Source organism: Streptomyces sp. NPDC028331, from assembly GCF_055565775.1.
Window position 1 is genome coordinate 24,544 of the sequence record NZ_JBVHTR010000023.1, and the last position, 15,158, is coordinate 39,701.

Below are 15,158 nucleotides of genomic sequence, written 5' to 3' on the forward strand. Positions count from 1 at the left end.
GTTCCAAGTCGTTACGGCCCCCGTATTGAGGCGTTGATCACCCCCCGGCATACTTCCTCACCCGGGGGGCTGACGTATGTGTGTACGAGACCACCCCCGGTCGGGTGAATGGGGAATTCGCCCGGTACTCCATCTCCAGGGGGAGTCTTGCGCAGACAAGTGAAAAGAGCATGCGCGGCGACCGTCGCCACGGCGGCCGCCGTGGCGTTGGCGGCGGGTATGACCAGCCCGGCGTCGGCGAAGCCCGCGGCCGGGGCGCGCGCCGCGGCGGGCGCTCTGACGGCCCAGCACCGGATCACGCTCATCACCGGTGACCGCGTCGTCGTCGACGCCAAGGGCCGTGTCGTCGGCCTGCAGCGGGCCAAGGGCCGCGAACACGTTCCGGTTCAGGTCCGCAAGACCGCCGGACACACCTACGTGGTGCCGGCCGACGCGGCCGGTCTGATCGCCGACGGAAAGCTCGACCGGCGGCTGTTCGACATCACCGAGCTCAACTCGTCACGGACCCGCGCGGACCAGAAGAACGGCCTGAAGGTCATCGTCGGCTACCAGGGCGCCGCCCGCAGCGCGAAGGCCGGCGTCCGCGAGGCGGGCACGATCCGCCGGACCCTCACGTCCCTGAACGCGGACGCGGTCCTCACCCCCCAGCGCGACGCGAACGAGCTGTGGAAGGCCGTCACCGACGGCGACGCCACCGCCTCCGGCATCGCGCACGTCTGGCTCGACGGCGTCCGCAGGGCCAGCCTCGACAAGTCCGTCCCGCAGATCGGCGCCCCGACGGCCTGGGCCGCGGGATACACCGGCAAGGGCGTCAAGGTCGCCGTGCTGGACACGGGCGTCTACGCCGACCACCCGGACCTCAAGGGCCAGGTGATCGAGGCCAAGAACTTCTCGACCTCCGCCACCACGGCCGACAAGGTCGGCCACGGCACGCACGTGGCGTCCATCGTGGCGGGCACCGGTGCGAAGTCGCACGGCAAGTACAAGGGTGTCGCGCCCGGCGCCAAGATCCTCAGCGGCAAGGTCCTCGACGACGACGGGTACGGCGACGACTCCGGCATCCTCGCGGGCATGGAGTGGGCCGCCCAGCAGGGCGCCGACATCGTCAACCTCAGCCTGGGCGGCGCCGACACGCCCGACATCGACCCGCTCGAGGCCGAGGTGAACAAGCTCTCCGAGCAGAAGGGCATCCTCTTCGCCATCGCCGCGGGCAACGAGGGCGAGGCCGGCGAGAAGACCATCGGCTCCCCGGGCAGCGCGGCCGACGCGCTCACCGTCGGGGCGGTCGACGACAAGGACAGGCTGGCGGACTTCTCCAGCCGTGGCCCCGGCCTCGACGGTGCCATCAAGCCCGATGTGACCGCGCCCGGCGTGGACATCACCGCGGCCGCGGCGCCGGGCAGCCTCATCGACCAGGAGGTCGGCGAGAACCCGGCCGGATACCTGACCATCTCCGGTACGTCGATGGCGACTCCGCACGTCGCGGGCGCCGCCGCCATCCTCAAGCAGGAACACCCCGACTGGACGTTCGCCGAACTGAAGTCCGCGCTGACGGGCTCGGCGAAGGGCGGCAACTACACCCCGTTCGAGCAGGGTTCGGGCCGTATCGCCGTCGACCGGGTGATCAAGCAGACCGTGCTCGCCCAGCCGTCGTCCCTGAGCTTCGGCACCGCCCGGTGGCCGCACACCGACGACACGCCGGTCACCCGGCAGCTCACCTACCGCAACACCGGCAAGTCCGCCGTCACCCTCACGCTGTCGCTGACGGCCACCAACCCCAAGGGCCAGGCGGCGCCTTCGGGCTTCTTCACGCTGGGCGCCAAGACGGTCACCGTCCCGGCGGGCGGCACGGCCTCGGTCCCGGTCGTGGTCAACAGCAAGCTGGGCGGCACCGTCGACGGCGCGTACTCGGCGTACGTGACGGCGACGGGCGGCGGCCAGAGTGTGCGCACGGCCGCGGCCGTGGAGCGCGAGGCGGAGTCGTACGACGTCACCCTGAAGTACGTCGACCGTGCCGGACAGACGCCCGTCCACCTCAGCGACCTGGTCGCCGCCGCGGGTGCCGAGCCGGGCAAGGAGTACTTCTCCCAGAGCTCCGCGGACACGGTGAAGATCCGCGTGCCCAAGGGCACGTACCTGCTGGACTCCCTGTCCATGAAGGACCCCACCTCCACCGAGGGCGGGGTCGACTGGCTGGTCCAGCCCAAGGTGAGCGTCACCAAGGACACCGCCATCACCCTCGACCTGAACAAGACCGAGGCCGCCGACATCACGGTCCCGGACGCGTCGGCCAAGCCCAGGTCCGCGGCGGTCTCCTACGCCTACTCCCCGGTGGGCACCGGCCTGGCCCTGTACGCGCCGTCCTTCGCGGACATCCGCCTGGCGCAGGTCGGCCCGGCGGTCCCCTCCGGTCTCTCCCAGTCCTGGTTCGGCCAGTGGACCAAGGGCGGCACCGCCGAGTACGACGTGTTCACCGGCTCCGCGGTCAAGCAGCTTCAGGGCGCGCACGTGCGCCACTACAAGGCGGGCGAACTGGCCACGCTGAAGCTGAACCTCGGCGCCGCGAGCAACGGCAAGACCGGCGCGGTCGGCGTCTACGCCGAGATACCGACCGACATCGGCTCCAACATCCCGGTCGAGCAGAACCTGCGCGGCACGCGCACGGTATACGTGTCCGCGGGTGACAAGGCGGCGTGGACGTTCGACTTCTCGCAGTACGGCGGCAAGAAGGACGCCGAGGGCTTCCCGGTCCCGGAGGCGTACTACACGCTGGGTGCCCCGCAGGTCTTCACGGCCGGCAAGACCTACGGCACGACCGTCAACACCGCCGTCTTCGGGCCGGTGATCAATGCGGACTACGGCGTCTTCCGGAACGGCAACGAGATCTACGGATACGTGCCGCTGTTCGCGGACGCGCAGGGCCACGCCGGATCCTCCGACTTCATGTCGGTGAAGACGACGCTGTACCGGGGCGGCACCGTGGTCGGCTCGAACGACGATCCGCTGTTCGGCGTCAAGACCTTCAAGGTCCCCTCCGCGGAGGCCACGTACACGCTGACGACCTCGGTCATCCGCAGCGTGAAGGTCGCGGCGGCGTCCACCCGCATCGACGCGAGCTGGACGTTCAAGTCCAAGAAGGTGGACAGCGCCCGACTGCCCGCCTCCACCGTCCGCTTCGGCGCCACCACCGGGCTGGACAGCCGCGTCGAGGCCGGCAGGAAGGTCACGATCCCGGTCACCGTGCAGGGCGCAGCCGCGGGCCGCAACCTCCAGTCGCTCGGGGTGTGGGTGTCGTACGACTACGGCAAGACCTGGACCAAGCTGACGGTCAAGAACGGCACGATCACCTACAAGAACCCTGCCCAGGGCCAGGGCCTGTCGTTCCACGCCAAGATCGCCGACAAGAACGGCAACAAGTCGACGATCTCCATCTACAACGCGTTCTACGCCAAGTGAGCCGGTAGACAACCCGTAACCGGCAACCGGTAACCGGCAGACAGCCGGCAGACGGCGGACGGCCCACCGGAGGCGATGCCTCCGGTGGGCCGTCGTGTAGTGCGCCGGAGCCCGCGGCCGTCAGGCGTGCGGTGCGGTCGTGCCCTCGGCCGTCAGGGCTTCGGTGTGGTCGCGCCCGCGCGGGTGGCGTCCGTGCCCCAGCTCGCCAGCAGCCGCAGCGCCTCCGCCGACGCCGACCCCGGCTCGGCGTGGTATGTCACCATCGCCAGCTCACCGTCGCCCGGCACCCGGAACGACTCGAACTGCAGCGCGAGGTCGCCCACCAGAGGATGCCGCAGCCGCTTCACCCCGTGGCTCTTCTCCTTGACGTCGTGCGTCGCCCACAGCCGCCGGAACTCCTCGCTCTTCACCGACAGCTCCCCGACCAGCGACGACAGCCGCGGATCGTCCGGGTGGCACCCCGCCTGGTAGCGCAGTTGGCACACGATGTCGATGGCCTTCTGCTCCCAGTCCACGAACAGGTCCTGGTACTCGGGCTTGAGGAACGTCATCCGCGCCCAGTTCCGCTCCTGCGGCGGGAGCTGCGCCCAGTCCCCGAAGACGGCCGCGGCCATCCGGTTCCACGCCAGGATGTCCGCGTGCCGCCCGACGATGTACGCGGGCACCCCGTCGAAGGAGTCCAGTAGCTGCCGGAGCGGCGCCCGCACCGGCTGCGTCCTGACCGACGGCTTCTTCTTGTGCGCCTTCGGCTTGGCCAGATGCGTCAGATGCGCGTGCTCGGCGTCGGTCAGCCGCAGCGCGCGGGCGATCGCGTCGAGGACCTCCGCGGACACGTTCCGTCCGTTGCCCTGCTCCAGGCGCGTGTAGTACGCCACGGACACGCCCGCGAGCTGCGCCAGCTCCTCGCGCCTGAGCCCCGGCACCCGGCGGTGGCGGCCGAAGTCCGGCAACCCCACGTCCTCCGGCTTGAGCCGGGCCCGGCGGGTGCGCAGGAACTCGCTGAGCTCGGCGCGCCGGTCCAGGGCCTGGCCGGCTCCCGCGGCGGGCTCCGGCACGGAGTCGAGCTGTTCGTTCATATGTCCAGTATTCCCGGTCGTACGACCGGGAGCCTGACCCCGCCAGTAGTAGGACCGCTGGTCGTAGGCAGAGCCGTGGTCTGGGTGACTCCGCTGCCGTCCGGCAGGCTGGACGCCGTGCCCGGTGAAAGGCAGCCGGGCGCGCGCGACCCCTAGGAGAAACTCCGCATGACCACCGTTGCCGCATACGCCGCACCCGCCGCGAAGGCCCCGCTCGAGCGCACCACGATCGAGCGCCGCGAGGTCCGCGAGTTCGACGTCCTGATCGACATCAAGTTCGCCGGCATCTGCCACTCGGACATCCACCAGGCCCGTGAGGGCTGGGGTGAGGCGATCTTCCCGATGGTTCCCGGCCACGAGATCGCGGGCGTCGTCTCCGAGGTCGGCCCCGGCGTGACCAAGTTCAAGGTCGGCGACCGCGTGGGCGTCGGCTGCATGGTCGACTCCTGCCGCGAGTGCGAGAACTGCCTGCGCGGCGAGGAGCAGTACTGCCTCAAGGGCATGGTCGGCACGTACAACGCCATCGGCAAGGACGGCGAGCCCACCTACGGCGGCTACTCCGAGAAGATCGTCGTGGACGAGAACTACGTCGTCCGCATCCCGGACGGCCTCTCCCTGGACGTGGCCGCCCCGCTGCTGTGCGCGGGCATCACCACGTACTCGCCGCTCGCCCACTGGAACGCGGGCCCCGGCAAGAAGGTCGCCGTCGTCGGCCTCGGCGGCCTCGGCCACATGGCCGTCAAGATCGCGCACGCGATGGGCGCCGAGGTGACCGTGCTCTCGCAGTCCCTGCGCAAGAAGGACGACGGGCTGAAGCTGGGCGCCGACCACTACTACGCCACCAGCGACCCGAAGACCTTCGAGGAGCTGCAGGGCTCCTTCGACCTGATCGTCTCGACCGTCTCGGCCCCGATGGACTTCGGCGCGCTGCTGTCGCTGCTGAAGGTCGACGGCGCGCTGGTGAACGTGGGCGCCCCCGAGGAGCCGATCTCCCTCAACCTGTTCTCGGTGATCGGCGGCCGGAAGACCCTCGCGGGCTCCATGATCGGCGGCATCCGCGAGACCCAGGAGATGCTGGACTTCTGCGCGGCGCACGGCATCGGCGCCGAGATCGAGCTCATCAGCGCCTCCGAGATCAACGAGGCGTACGAGCGGGTGCTGAGCAGCGACGTCCGGTACCGGTTCGTGATCGACACGGCCACCATCTGAGAATCCCCGTCACCCCACGTGAGGCGGCCCCTGCGGCCGCCTCACGTGCATTGTCCGCACCAGGTCCGCACCAGGTCCGCACCAGGACCGGGCCCGTGCGGCTGATCGGCGGCCTCCGGGTCGTGCCGGATCCCGCCCCGGCCGGAAGTCGCAGCGAGGTGGGCCCCAAGACCGATGTGCCGGCCCCTTTCCGCTGCCTAGCCTGGAAAGTGGTTCCGGCAACCGGGGACAGGAGGCCCGACCCATGTCCGTACAGCTCAACCACACGATCGTCGCCGCGCACGACAAGGAAGCGTCCGCACGTTTTCTCGCCGATCTGCTGGGGCTGGAGGTGGCGCCGCCGCTGGGCCCGTTCGCCCCGGTGGAGATCCCCAACGGCGTGACGCTGGACTACATGGAGAGCACTGACTCGATCACCCCGCAGCACTACGCGTTCCTGGTCTCCGAGGACGACTTCGACGCGATCTTCGCCCGTATCCGGGACAGGGGCCTGAGCTACTGGGCGGATCCGTACCACCACCGCCCCGGCGAGATCAACCACAACGACGGCGGACGGGGCGCGTACTTCGACGACCCGAACGGCCACAACCTGGAGATCCTGACGAGGCCGTACGGGAGCGGCGGGGACTGAGGCGGGGACCGAGGTTCATCCGGTTGGAGGTGCGATCACGCGGCGGGGCCGGACCACGGTCGACGCCGCGCCGGCCTTGGGACGCGGGGCTCGACGCCCACCGGACGCGCCGCGGGACCGATCCCACCGTGCGGTCGGCCGAGATGATGATCGGATTGCGATCGTGAGTGCACCACCTTAGCTTCAGGGCGTCGGGATCTTCCGGCAAAGTCCGCATAGGTTCTCTATGTCGGCTTTCTCCCCTGGTGCCATCGAATGGAGCATTCATGTCGGTGATGACCGGTACCCCGCCCCTGCAGCAGTTCGGGCAGCAGATCGGTGCCCCGCAGCAGCAGATCGGGCAGGTGGTCCATCAGGCGATCCAGCAGGCCTGTCAGCAGGCGGGCCAGCAGATCGCACAGCGCATGCAGCAGACGCTGCAGCAGATCCAGCAGGTCCAGCAGCAACTCCAGCAGCAGGGCCTGGCCCACCAGGCGCACCCCTACCTGGCCATCGCGCTGCACACGACGCTGCGCCAGGGCGTGCGGCACGCGGTGGAGCAGTCCGTGCAGCAGGCGCTGCCGATCGCGATCCTGACGCTGGTCCAGCAGAGCCAGCAGGGCATGCAGGGCCAGCAGGGCATGCAGCCGTGGGGCCCCGGCGGGATGGGCGGCCAGCAGTTCGGCCAGCCGTACCAGCAGCAGTACCAGCAGCCCGGCTTCGGCTTCGGCCAGATGCCCTTCGGCATCGGCTGACGTCCGGCGGCGCGCGATGCGGTGTGCCCAGGAGGTTCCCGGGCACACCGCATCACCGTGGAAGCGCGGCCGCCCGTCACCGGATCAGGAGCAGACGAACGACGCAGGCGTGGTGAAGGTGGACGCAATGGTCAAGGAAAGACCCGGAAACAACCGGGAGAGCGGGTCCGAGGGAGCGGGAGCCGGCGGGACGGGACCCGAGGGCAGGGAGACGGGGCCACGCAGGAAGAGCGGCACCTCACCGATCACGGTGCAGCCGCGCCGCGCCCGGTACATGGTGACACCCCTGCCGCAGAGTCTTCTCCCCCCGGGAGTCCCCGAACTCGGCATGGACGCGCTGTGCGACCGGCTCGAGGGCATGCCCGAGGTCACCGTGACCCGCAGACTCCGGGCGCCGGAGAAGCTGAAGTCGGCCGGGGTGCAGCCCTCCTGTCCGGAGATCGCGGTCGTCGAGGCGGCCGATGCCCAGGTGCCGGCCATCCGGTCGCTGCATGTGCACATCGAACCGGACCTGCCGCTGTCCGGAACCGGACCCGCCGCCGCACCGACCGCGGGCGTGCTGCCGCTGCGCGATCCGGGGCTGGTCATGCCCCTGGAGGAACCGGTGCAGATCGCGCTGCGCGTGTGCGGCCCCAACGGCGAACCGCTGGTGGGCGCGGGGGTGTTCCTCATCGGGGCGACCTGGCCGAGCCAGGGCGTCACCGGGGCCGACGGGACGGTCACGCTCACGCTCGCGACGGAGACCGCGCAGACCGTCCAGTCCCTCTACGTCCGCCCCGCGGGCGGGTACGCCGACCGCTGGATCCACCGCCCCGACCTGTCGGCGACGCAGGAGAACCTGGTCACCCTCACCCCGCTGGCCCAGGTGTACCCGGAGCTGGAGCACCGGCAGCAGTACGGCTGGGGCCAGCAGGCCATGCGGCTGGACCGGCTGCCGCCCACGTTCCGCGCCTTCGGCGTCCGGGTCGCGGTCATCGGCTCGGGCGTCAGCACCGAGCACCCGGATCTGAGGCAGCGCGTGCGCTCCGGTGTCGATCTCGTGCACGGCACCGACAGCGGCTGGGCCCACGACACGCTGGGCACCGGCACCCACGCGGCGGGCGTCATCGCCGGCGCGGACACCGGCAAGGGGATCATCGGCATCGCCGTCGACGCCGAGATCGAGGTCTGCCAGGTGCTGCCCGACGGGCACTTCAGCGACCTGATCGCCGCTCTGGACCACTGCATCGAGCGCGAGGTCGACGTCGCCCATCTCGCGGTGGCCACGCCGTACCCCTCGACGCTGGTCTCGCACAAACTCGCCGACGCCTACGCCGCGGGCATCGCCTGCGTCGCTCCCGCGGGCGACACCGGCGGCCCGGTCGCCTTCCCGGGCACGCTGCCCACCGTGTTCACCGTCGGCGCGCTCGGAGTCCTCGGCTCGTACCCGCAGGACACCTCCCAAGCCACCCACACCGGCCCGCAGTTGACCCCCGAGGGGCTGTTCGCCGCACCGTTCAGTTGCTACGGCCCCGGCGTGGACGCGGCCGCGCCCGGCGTGGCCGTCCTGTCGTGCGCCCCGCGCGGCGGGTACACGGCTCTGGACGGTACCGGCACGGCCTCGGCCCACGTGGCCGGCCTCGCCGCCCTCGTTCTCGCCCACCACGAGGACTTCCACGGTCAGTTGCTGCCGCGCGGCCCCGGCCGGGTGCAGCACCTGTTCCAGACCATCGCCGGGAGCTGCCGCCAACTGGCCGTCCCCGGAACGCCGGAGGCCAACCGCGTCGGACGCGGTCTGCCCGACGCCCTGGTGGCCCTCGGCCTGGCTCCCGGAGTGCAGCTCGCCGCGGCACTGTCGCCGTACGCCGCGTCCATGGCGGGCTGAACGCGAACCCGCCGCACGTGCACCGACCGGCACCCGTCCCGAGGGGGCGGGTGCCGCCCCGTGCGCTCGGCAGGCGCCCATCCGCGCACTACAGGGGCAGCGAGACCCCCGTCCCGCCGAGGCCGCAGTACCCGGCCGGGTTCCTGTGCAGGTACTGCTGGTGATGGGCCCGCGCCGGATAGAACGGGTGGGCGTCGGCCGGAAGGATCTCCGTGGTGACGGCGCCGTGACCGAAGGACGCCAGCGCCTCCTGGTAACGGTCCCGGGTGCGCTCGGCCGCGGCGCGCTGCGCGGGGGAGTGAGTGAAGATCACCGACCGTACGTGGGTGCCGATGTCGTTGCCCTGGCGGAAGCCCTGCGTGGGGTCGTGGCCCTCCCAGAACACCTTCAGCAGGTCCATGTAGGAGACCCTCGCGGGGTCGAACACCACGCGTACGGTCTCCGCATGCCCGGTGCGCCCGGTGCGCACCTCGTCGTCGACGGGGAACGGCGTGAACCCTCCCTGGAAGCCGGTCAGCGTCGTCCACACCCCGGGAACCTCCCAGAACCGCCGCTCGGCACCCCAGAAGCACCCGAGCGCGAAGTCGCCGGTCTCGTACCCCTCGGGGTAGGGCCCCTGCAATGGAGTGCCCAGCACGGCGTGCGTCCTGGGCACCTCGTACGCCGGGGCCGCCCGCCCCGCGGGGGCCTCCTCGGGCGTGGGCATGCGCAGCGCACGACTCCGCGCGAACAACACGACGACCCCCTCCGTCCGCGGTCATGGGCCTGCGTCCATGACCATGCCACTGAGGGGGCCGGTTCCGCCACGGTGCGTGGGGCGCGGTGCGTGTGGGGCGGGTCAGCCGCCGCCGGCCGGCTCCTTGCCGGGCGCGGCGTGCCGGGGGCGGTACTTGCACGACACCTGGCCGACGAGCTCCCGGAAGCACACCAGGGCGGTGATCGGCGGAATCCCGACGATCACCATCGAGAGCACGGAGTACGAGGAGTGGCTGATGCACAGGGCCACTGCCGTCGCGGAGGCGATCAGGATGACGCACCAGGACCGCCGGGCGGTGCGGTGCTGCACGGCCGCCCGCAGGATGGACAGGGCGGCCACGAACCACGGCCCGTACACCGTCAGCGGCCACCACTGGGCGAGCGGCGCGGGCAGGACGGTGGCCGCGATCTCGCGTAGCTGGTTGTAGGAGTAGGCGGTGGACCAGCCCAGCATGGCCACCGCGCACGCGGCGATCGTGGCGACCAGGAGCGTGACAGGGGTGAGCCGCTGGCCGCCGTCGAGGATGTGGGAGGCCGGCCGGTGTCGCCGCCGGTCGATCCGGTGGCGGTGCTGGCCGTCCAGCGCGGGCGGGGCGGGGTCCACGGCGGACACGGTGGAGAGCATCTGGGCCAGCTCTTCGTCCGGGTCCCAGCCGTTCGGCGCGATGTCCGGGCCGGGGGTGCTCCAGACGGGATGCGTCTCGAGGGGGTCGGCGTGGTACGAGGGCTGGCCGAGCGGGTCGTAATCGGATCTCAGGGCGAACTGAATGTCGTAGAGGCTTGGCTCGCCTTGAAGCCTGTCCATTCTCAAGCTCCTCCGAGCTCTGCTTCAGGATGCTCCGTCCAGAGCCCGCAGGTATTCGCTCTCCATGTCGCTGATCTTCTTGAGGAAATCTTCAAGAAGGTCCGAGCAGCCCTTGAGGCGCACGTCACCGCCGACCGACTCGTGCCGGCCGGCGCCAACTCCGACGGGGATCTGATCTTCCGGTTCGTTCCAAGTCACGATCACCTAACGAGCACCACGGGGCGCCCAGGTATCCGGCATTTGGGGGAATAAATCGACGGAGAATCGTTTCCGCAGTCTGATGACAGTACCCGATCGGCGTATTTCCCAAAATCCGTGCAGCGGTATTTCGGTGAATAGTATTTGACGCTGTGTGAGGCGTCGGGGTGAGCCGTCCGGGGAGCGCACTCCACGGGGTGACCGGGCGAAAACGTGCTCGCCGGTGGGCCCTGTCGCCGGTCGAGCGGCGGTGCCTCGTCCGGCGGTATGACGCTAGTCCGATTTGTTGATATCCGTGCGTGTTGAAGCTGGTTGTGGCTAAAAGTCCCGCTTCGGCGGGTAAGGCTCACACCGGATTCGGGGAATCGCCCGACACGCCTGGAACAAGGAGCACACATATGAGTCCTGAGCTCAGGACAGCCAAGAAGGTCGGCAAGCTCGCCTCGATCGCGCTGGCGGTGACGGTCGGAATGGTCACGCCCGCCGCTGCCGTGGCACAGACCATGACGGCTCACGGGGGCGTCACCGTACAGCAGCCGTGCGACCCGCACGGTGGCGGTGGCGGTGGCGGTAACGGCGGCCACCGCGACGGCAAGTGCGACCCGAGCGGTACGGCCAGGCCATCGACCACGGCCGCCTGTGCGGACATCGACGCCGCCCAGTTCAACACGTCGTTCGAACTCAGGGCCGTTCTGACCGGTGGCAAGACCTACGTGGGAATTCGGGACGTCAGCGTGGCCAACCCGCTCGTGCCGGGCTTCCTGTGGACGGACCTCAGCGGACTGCCCGGCTACCCCGCGAACGCCTGCGGCGTGGCCATCCCCGAGAACAGCACCGAGACGGACCACACCATCGAGATCGACGTGGTGACCACGAACGGGCGCGTGTTCGAGACGACCTGCACCGAAGGGGTCTCCCCGACGGCGCCGATCCACCCCATCCTGACCTGCAACGGGTCGTGGACCGAGCAGCACGCCCCGACTCCGGGCGCGACGAACGGCTGACGGTTCCCACCACCTGAGGGGCGTCCGGCACGCGACGAGCGCGTCGGACGCCCCTCAGCCACGCAAGGGGTGCTCGCACCGTCATCCCGGCGCCCGGACCGGGTCGCGTGCCGTCCCGCCCGGCCCGGTCAGCGCGGCAGCGTCGCCGGGGTGCCCCCGTTCGCCTCGAATCCCGCGACCGCCAGCGCCCGGTACACCGCGTAGTCCGCCGCCGGGTCGGAGGTCAGGGTCCAGGGCAGCGCGCCCACGTGGCCGTCGACATGGACGAGTTGGGCCATCGCCTCGGCCCAGCGCTCGCTGCGGACCAGGAAGAACACCAGCAGATGGCGGACGTGCGCCAGCATCGGATCGTCGGGGCGGGCCGAGTGCACCGCGTGCAGCGCGCCGTGGATGGCCTTCGTCACGGTCTCGCTCTGGTAGAAGCTGCGGACCAGGTTCACCTCGGGGAGGTGCTCGAAGACCGCGAACAGGGGCATGGCCGCGAGGAGCGAGCCCTGCGGGGCGCGGGCGGCGGCCGCCTCCGCGAAGGAGTAGGCCAGCTCGCGCGAGCCGTGCCACTTCTCGCACCAGTAGTGCAGTGCCGCCAGGTGCGCCCCCATGTGCGTGGGCGCGCGGTCCAGGATCTTCAGCCACAGCCGCTCGAACTCGGGCTGCGGATAGCCGAGTCCGCGCGCCACGGAGAGCTCGACGATGTACGGGACCGGGTCGCCGGGGGCCAGCAGCGCCGCCTCCGCGCACGCGGACCTGGCCTCCTCCATGATGATCCGGAACTCGTCCGTCCCCGGCGTCGACGTGCGCCACGCCTGCTGGACCAGGAACTCGGCGTGCACGGCCGCGCCTCCCGCGTCCTTGGGCGCCTCGGCGCGCCAAACCCGCAGCCACTGACCGCCCGGCGTCTCGCTCACTCCGCCGGGCCGCTGCTGCAGCTCCAGGGACGCGGCGCCCGCGAACGCCTGCACGCGCTGCCAGCGCGTCTCGCCCTCCGCCTCCGTGCCGGCCAGGAGCTGCGCGGCCGCGCGGTAGTCCTGCGTGTGCTGCACCACGTCCAGGACGTCCAGCAGGTCCTGGTCGGGACCGGGCATGCGGACGTCCAGCTCCTCCTGGCGTAGGAACCCGTAGTTCGCCGGGTCCGCGGCGTCCGGGTCGCCCGGCGAGACCTGCTGGATGCCCGCACGCCTGCGCATGAGGACGGGGAGCAGGACCATGCTGAACAGAGCCAGCGCCATCAGGACCCAGAGAATCACCATGGGCCAAGCGAACCAGACCGGTCCGACACTTGGCCAACCTGGCCGCCACGCCTGTGGAAAACCCCCGCCCGGCTTCTCACCCGGGGCGCCGCCGACCCGCTCCGTGGGGTCCGGCCCCGCGATCCGTCGTCCGGGCCGCGGGCGCACTACCCTCGGAGCACATGAGCGACAGGCACATCAGTCAGCACTTCGAGACCCTCGCGATTCACGCGGGGAACACCGCCGACCCCCTCACGGGCGCGGTCGTCCCGCCGATCTACCAGGTCTCCACCTACAAGCAGGACGGCGTCGGCGGGCTGCGCGGCGGCTACGAGTACAGCCGCAGCGCCAACCCCACCCGCACCGCCCTGGAGGAGAACCTCGCCGCCCTGGAGGGCGGCCGGCGAGGCCTCGCGTTCGCCTCCGGACTGGCGGCCGAGGACTGCCTGCTGCGCACGCTGCTTGCCCCCGGCGACCACGTGGTGATCCCGAACGACGCCTATGGCGGTACGTTCCGCCTGTTCGCCAAGGTCGTCTCGCGGTGGGGCGTGGAATGGTCGGTGGCCGACACCGGCGATCCGGCCGCCGTGCGGGCCGCCCTCACGCCGAGGACGAAGGCCGTGTGGGTGGAGACCCCCTCCAACCCGCTGCTCGGCATCACCGACATCGCCGCCGTCGCTCAGATCGCCCGTGACGCGGGCGCCCGGCTCGTCGTCGACAACACGTTCGCGACGCCGTACCTCCAGCAGCCGCTCGCGCTCGGCGCGGACGTCGTCGTGCACTCCCTGACCAAGTACATGGGCGGCCACTCCGACGTCGTCGGCGGGGCGCTGATCGTGAACGACCAGGAGCTCGGCGAGGAGCTGGCGTACCACCAGAACGCGATGGGCGCGGTCGCCGGCCCGTTCGACTCCTGGCTGGTGCTGCGCGGCACGAAGACGCTCGCCGTCCGCATGGACCGGCACAGCGAGAACGCCACCAAGATCGCCGACATGCTCAGCCGGCACGCGCGCGTGACGCGCGTCCTGTACCCGGGCCTGCCGGAGCACCCCGGTCACGAGGTGGCCGCGAAGCAGATGAAGGCGTTCGGCGGCATGGTGTCCTTCCGGGTGGAGGGCGGCGAGGAGGCGGCCGTCGAGGTCTGCAACCGGGCCAAGGTCTTCACGCTCGGCGAGTCCCTCGGCGGTGTCGAGTCCCTGATCGAGCACCCGGGGCGCATGACGCACGCGTCCGCGGCCGGCTCGGCCCTGGAGGTCCCCGGCGACCTGGTCCGGCTCTCCGTGGGCATCGAGAACGTCGACGACCTCCTGGAGGACCTGAAGCAGGCCCTCGGCTGAGGCGCGGCCCGACCCGCGGCCTCACCAGTCGCTGATCGGTGGAGTCGTCGTCGAGGGCGGCTCCACCCAGGGACGCGCGACCGACGCCCAGATCACGAAGGCGAGCGCCGCGGCCGCCACGGCCAGCCACAGCAGCCGCAGGGCGACCCTGCGGCGGCGCAGCATCCGGCCGCCGCGCCGTACGACGTCCGCGTACAGGTCCGGCGGTACCGGTGGCGGCGTCCGCTCCAGCATCCGCCGCACGGCCGCCTCGCGTTCCGACAGGTTCACCGGGCACCCCCTGTCGCGTACGGCCCGGGGAGGACGGTCCCGCGGTGCGCGCCGGTCCCGGGGCCGGGTGCGTCCCGGTGCGGCCCGGTCACGACGGCGCCACCTTCGCCGCCGGTATCACCGGTGCCCTCTTGCGCGGGGGATGCAGCAGTGCCGCCGTCGCCCGGGCGCAGATCGCCCGCACCCGCTCGACGGGCAGGCCGAGCAGCGCCGCCGTCTGTTCCTCGGCGACCCCCTCGTACATCCTCAGGACGAGGATCAGCCGTTCCTGCGGCGACAGGTGCACCAGCGGGCTGCCCGGGGCCGGCCGGTGCCGGCCGAGCGCCCCGTACCGGTGCCACGCCTCGCGTGCGAAGCGGGTGGCCAGGTGCTGGCGTGCGCGGTCATAGGGGTCCTCGCCGCGCAGCCGGTCCCAGGAGGCGTAGGTCTGGGCGAGGGCCAGCGTCAGCAGGCGCCGTGCGCGCGGGTTGTCGTCCGGGGCCTCGGCGGTGAGCAGGGTCGCGGTGTGCAGCAGCCGCCCGGCGGCGCCCGCGACGAACGCCTCGAAGTCCCGGGCCCGGCGGGCGCCGGGGGACGCATGCCGTTCTCGCAC

General features: G+C 71.2%; 14 protein-coding genes. 7 read left to right on the forward strand and 7 right to left on the reverse strand.

Annotation, left to right across the window (positions count from 1 at the left end; genetic code table 11):
* Positions 1 to 159 precede the first annotated feature (159 nt).
* Positions 160 to 3,456, forward strand: a complete 3,297-nt coding sequence (locus ACZ4SW_RS28385) for a S8 family peptidase (protein WP_468251299.1) — start codon at positions 160 to 162, stop codon at positions 3,454 to 3,456.
* Between the two features lie 152 nt (positions 3,457 to 3,608).
* Here the strand turns inward: ACZ4SW_RS28385 and ACZ4SW_RS28390 are convergent, their stop codons facing one another.
* Entirely contained in the window at positions 3,609 to 4,532 is a 924-nt protein-coding gene (locus tag ACZ4SW_RS28390) for a helix-turn-helix domain-containing protein (RefSeq protein WP_468251301.1), read from the reverse strand.
* A gap of 168 nt (positions 4,533 to 4,700) precedes the next feature.
* Here ACZ4SW_RS28390 and ACZ4SW_RS28395 point away from each other — a divergent pair, with 168 nt between their 5' ends.
* From ACZ4SW_RS28395 to ACZ4SW_RS28410, 4 genes are all read left to right on the forward strand, one after another.
* Positions 4,701 to 5,741, forward strand: coding sequence for an NAD(P)-dependent alcohol dehydrogenase (locus ACZ4SW_RS28395; protein ID WP_388991389.1), 1,041 nt, complete (start codon positions 4,701 to 4,703; stop codon positions 5,739 to 5,741).
* A 244-nt stretch (positions 5,742 to 5,985) separates the two neighbouring features.
* A complete protein-coding gene (locus tag ACZ4SW_RS28400; protein WP_468251304.1) occupies positions 5,986 to 6,372 on the forward strand; it encodes a VOC family protein in 387 nt (128 codons plus the stop codon).
* A 266-nt stretch (positions 6,373 to 6,638) separates the two neighbouring features.
* Positions 6,639 to 7,106 carry a hypothetical protein gene (locus ACZ4SW_RS28405; protein WP_468251306.1) on the forward strand — a complete coding sequence of 156 codons (468 nt, stop codon included), beginning with the start codon at positions 6,639 to 6,641 and terminating at the stop codon, positions 7,104 to 7,106.
* A 127-nt stretch (positions 7,107 to 7,233) separates the two neighbouring features.
* A complete protein-coding gene (locus ACZ4SW_RS28410) occupies positions 7,234 to 8,970 on the forward strand; it encodes a S8 family serine peptidase (RefSeq protein ID WP_468251308.1) in 1,737 nt (578 codons plus the stop codon).
* 88 nt (positions 8,971 to 9,058) lie between these two features.
* On the opposite strand, the gene msrA is transcribed toward ACZ4SW_RS28410, so the two are convergent.
* The 3 genes from msrA to ACZ4SW_RS28425 all read right to left on the reverse strand — a co-directional run bounded on the left by msrA (position 9,059) and on the right by ACZ4SW_RS28425 (position 10,729).
* Complete coding sequence (gene msrA / locus ACZ4SW_RS28415) at positions 9,059 to 9,676, reverse strand: peptide-methionine (S)-S-oxide reductase MsrA (protein WP_468251310.1); 618 nt, start codon at positions 9,674 to 9,676, stop codon at positions 9,059 to 9,061.
* A gap of 132 nt (positions 9,677 to 9,808) precedes the next feature.
* Complete coding sequence (locus tag ACZ4SW_RS28420; RefSeq protein ID WP_468251312.1) at positions 9,809 to 10,531, reverse strand: DUF2637 domain-containing protein; 723 nt, start codon at positions 10,529 to 10,531, stop codon at positions 9,809 to 9,811.
* A 24-nt stretch (positions 10,532 to 10,555) separates the two neighbouring features.
* On the reverse strand, positions 10,556 to 10,729 hold the full coding sequence (locus ACZ4SW_RS28425) for a hypothetical protein (RefSeq protein WP_468251314.1): 174 nt from the start codon (positions 10,727 to 10,729) through the stop codon (positions 10,556 to 10,558).
* A gap of 398 nt (positions 10,730 to 11,127) precedes the next feature.
* Between ACZ4SW_RS28425 and ACZ4SW_RS28430 the strand changes: the two genes are divergently transcribed.
* A complete protein-coding gene (locus ACZ4SW_RS28430) occupies positions 11,128 to 11,733 on the forward strand; it encodes a hypothetical protein (RefSeq protein ID WP_468251316.1) in 606 nt (201 codons plus the stop codon).
* Positions 11,734 to 11,861: 128 nt separating this feature from the next.
* On the opposite strand, the gene ACZ4SW_RS28435 is transcribed toward ACZ4SW_RS28430, so the two are convergent.
* Positions 11,862 to 12,980, reverse strand: coding sequence for a hypothetical protein (locus tag ACZ4SW_RS28435; protein WP_468251318.1), 1,119 nt, complete (start codon positions 12,978 to 12,980; stop codon positions 11,862 to 11,864).
* Between the two features lie 161 nt (positions 12,981 to 13,141).
* Here ACZ4SW_RS28435 and ACZ4SW_RS28440 point away from each other — a divergent pair, with 161 nt between their 5' ends.
* Positions 13,142 to 14,296 (forward strand): cystathionine gamma-synthase, encoded by a 1,155-nt coding sequence (locus tag ACZ4SW_RS28440; RefSeq protein WP_468251320.1) that lies wholly within the window; start codon positions 13,142 to 13,144, stop codon positions 14,294 to 14,296.
* A gap of 21 nt (positions 14,297 to 14,317) precedes the next feature.
* Here the strand turns inward: ACZ4SW_RS28440 and ACZ4SW_RS28445 are convergent, their stop codons facing one another.
* Both ACZ4SW_RS28445 and ACZ4SW_RS28450 read right to left on the reverse strand, forming a co-directional pair.
* The gene (locus tag ACZ4SW_RS28445; protein ID WP_468251322.1) at positions 14,318 to 14,566 is read right to left on the reverse strand and encodes a hypothetical protein; all 249 of its coding nucleotides are present in this window, start codon (positions 14,564 to 14,566) and stop codon (positions 14,318 to 14,320) included.
* Between the two features lie 88 nt (positions 14,567 to 14,654).
* On the reverse strand, positions 14,655 to 15,158 hold the full coding sequence (locus ACZ4SW_RS28450; protein WP_468251324.1) for a sigma factor-like helix-turn-helix DNA-binding protein: 504 nt from the start codon (positions 15,156 to 15,158) through the stop codon (positions 14,655 to 14,657).

Bases quoted from the DNA above. Each gene is read 5' to 3' on its own strand.
- ACZ4SW_RS28390 (WP_468251301.1), bottom strand. From the start codon at position 4,532: ATGAACGAACAGCTCGACTCCGTGCCGGAGCCCGCCGCGGGAGCCGGC.
- ACZ4SW_RS28395 (WP_388991389.1), top strand. From the start codon at position 4,701: ATGACCACCGTTGCCGCATACGCCGCACCCGCCGCGAAGGCCCCGCTC.
- ACZ4SW_RS28400 (WP_468251304.1), top strand. From the start codon at position 5,986: ATGTCCGTACAGCTCAACCACACGATCGTCGCCGCGCACGACAAGGAA.
- ACZ4SW_RS28405 (WP_468251306.1), top strand. From the start codon at position 6,639: ATGTCGGTGATGACCGGTACCCCGCCCCTGCAGCAGTTCGGGCAGCAG.
- ACZ4SW_RS28410 (WP_468251308.1), top strand. From the start codon at position 7,234: ATGGTCAAGGAAAGACCCGGAAACAACCGGGAGAGCGGGTCCGAGGGA.
- msrA (WP_468251310.1), bottom strand. From the start codon at position 9,676: ATGCCCACGCCCGAGGAGGCCCCCGCGGGGCGGGCGGCCCCGGCGTAC.
- ACZ4SW_RS28420 (WP_468251312.1), bottom strand. From the start codon at position 10,531: ATGGACAGGCTTCAAGGCGAGCCAAGCCTCTACGACATTCAGTTCGCC.
- ACZ4SW_RS28430 (WP_468251316.1), top strand. From the start codon at position 11,128: ATGAGTCCTGAGCTCAGGACAGCCAAGAAGGTCGGCAAGCTCGCCTCG.
- ACZ4SW_RS28435 (WP_468251318.1), bottom strand. From the start codon at position 12,980: ATGGTGATTCTCTGGGTCCTGATGGCGCTGGCTCTGTTCAGCATGGTC.
- ACZ4SW_RS28440 (WP_468251320.1), top strand. From the start codon at position 13,142: ATGAGCGACAGGCACATCAGTCAGCACTTCGAGACCCTCGCGATTCAC.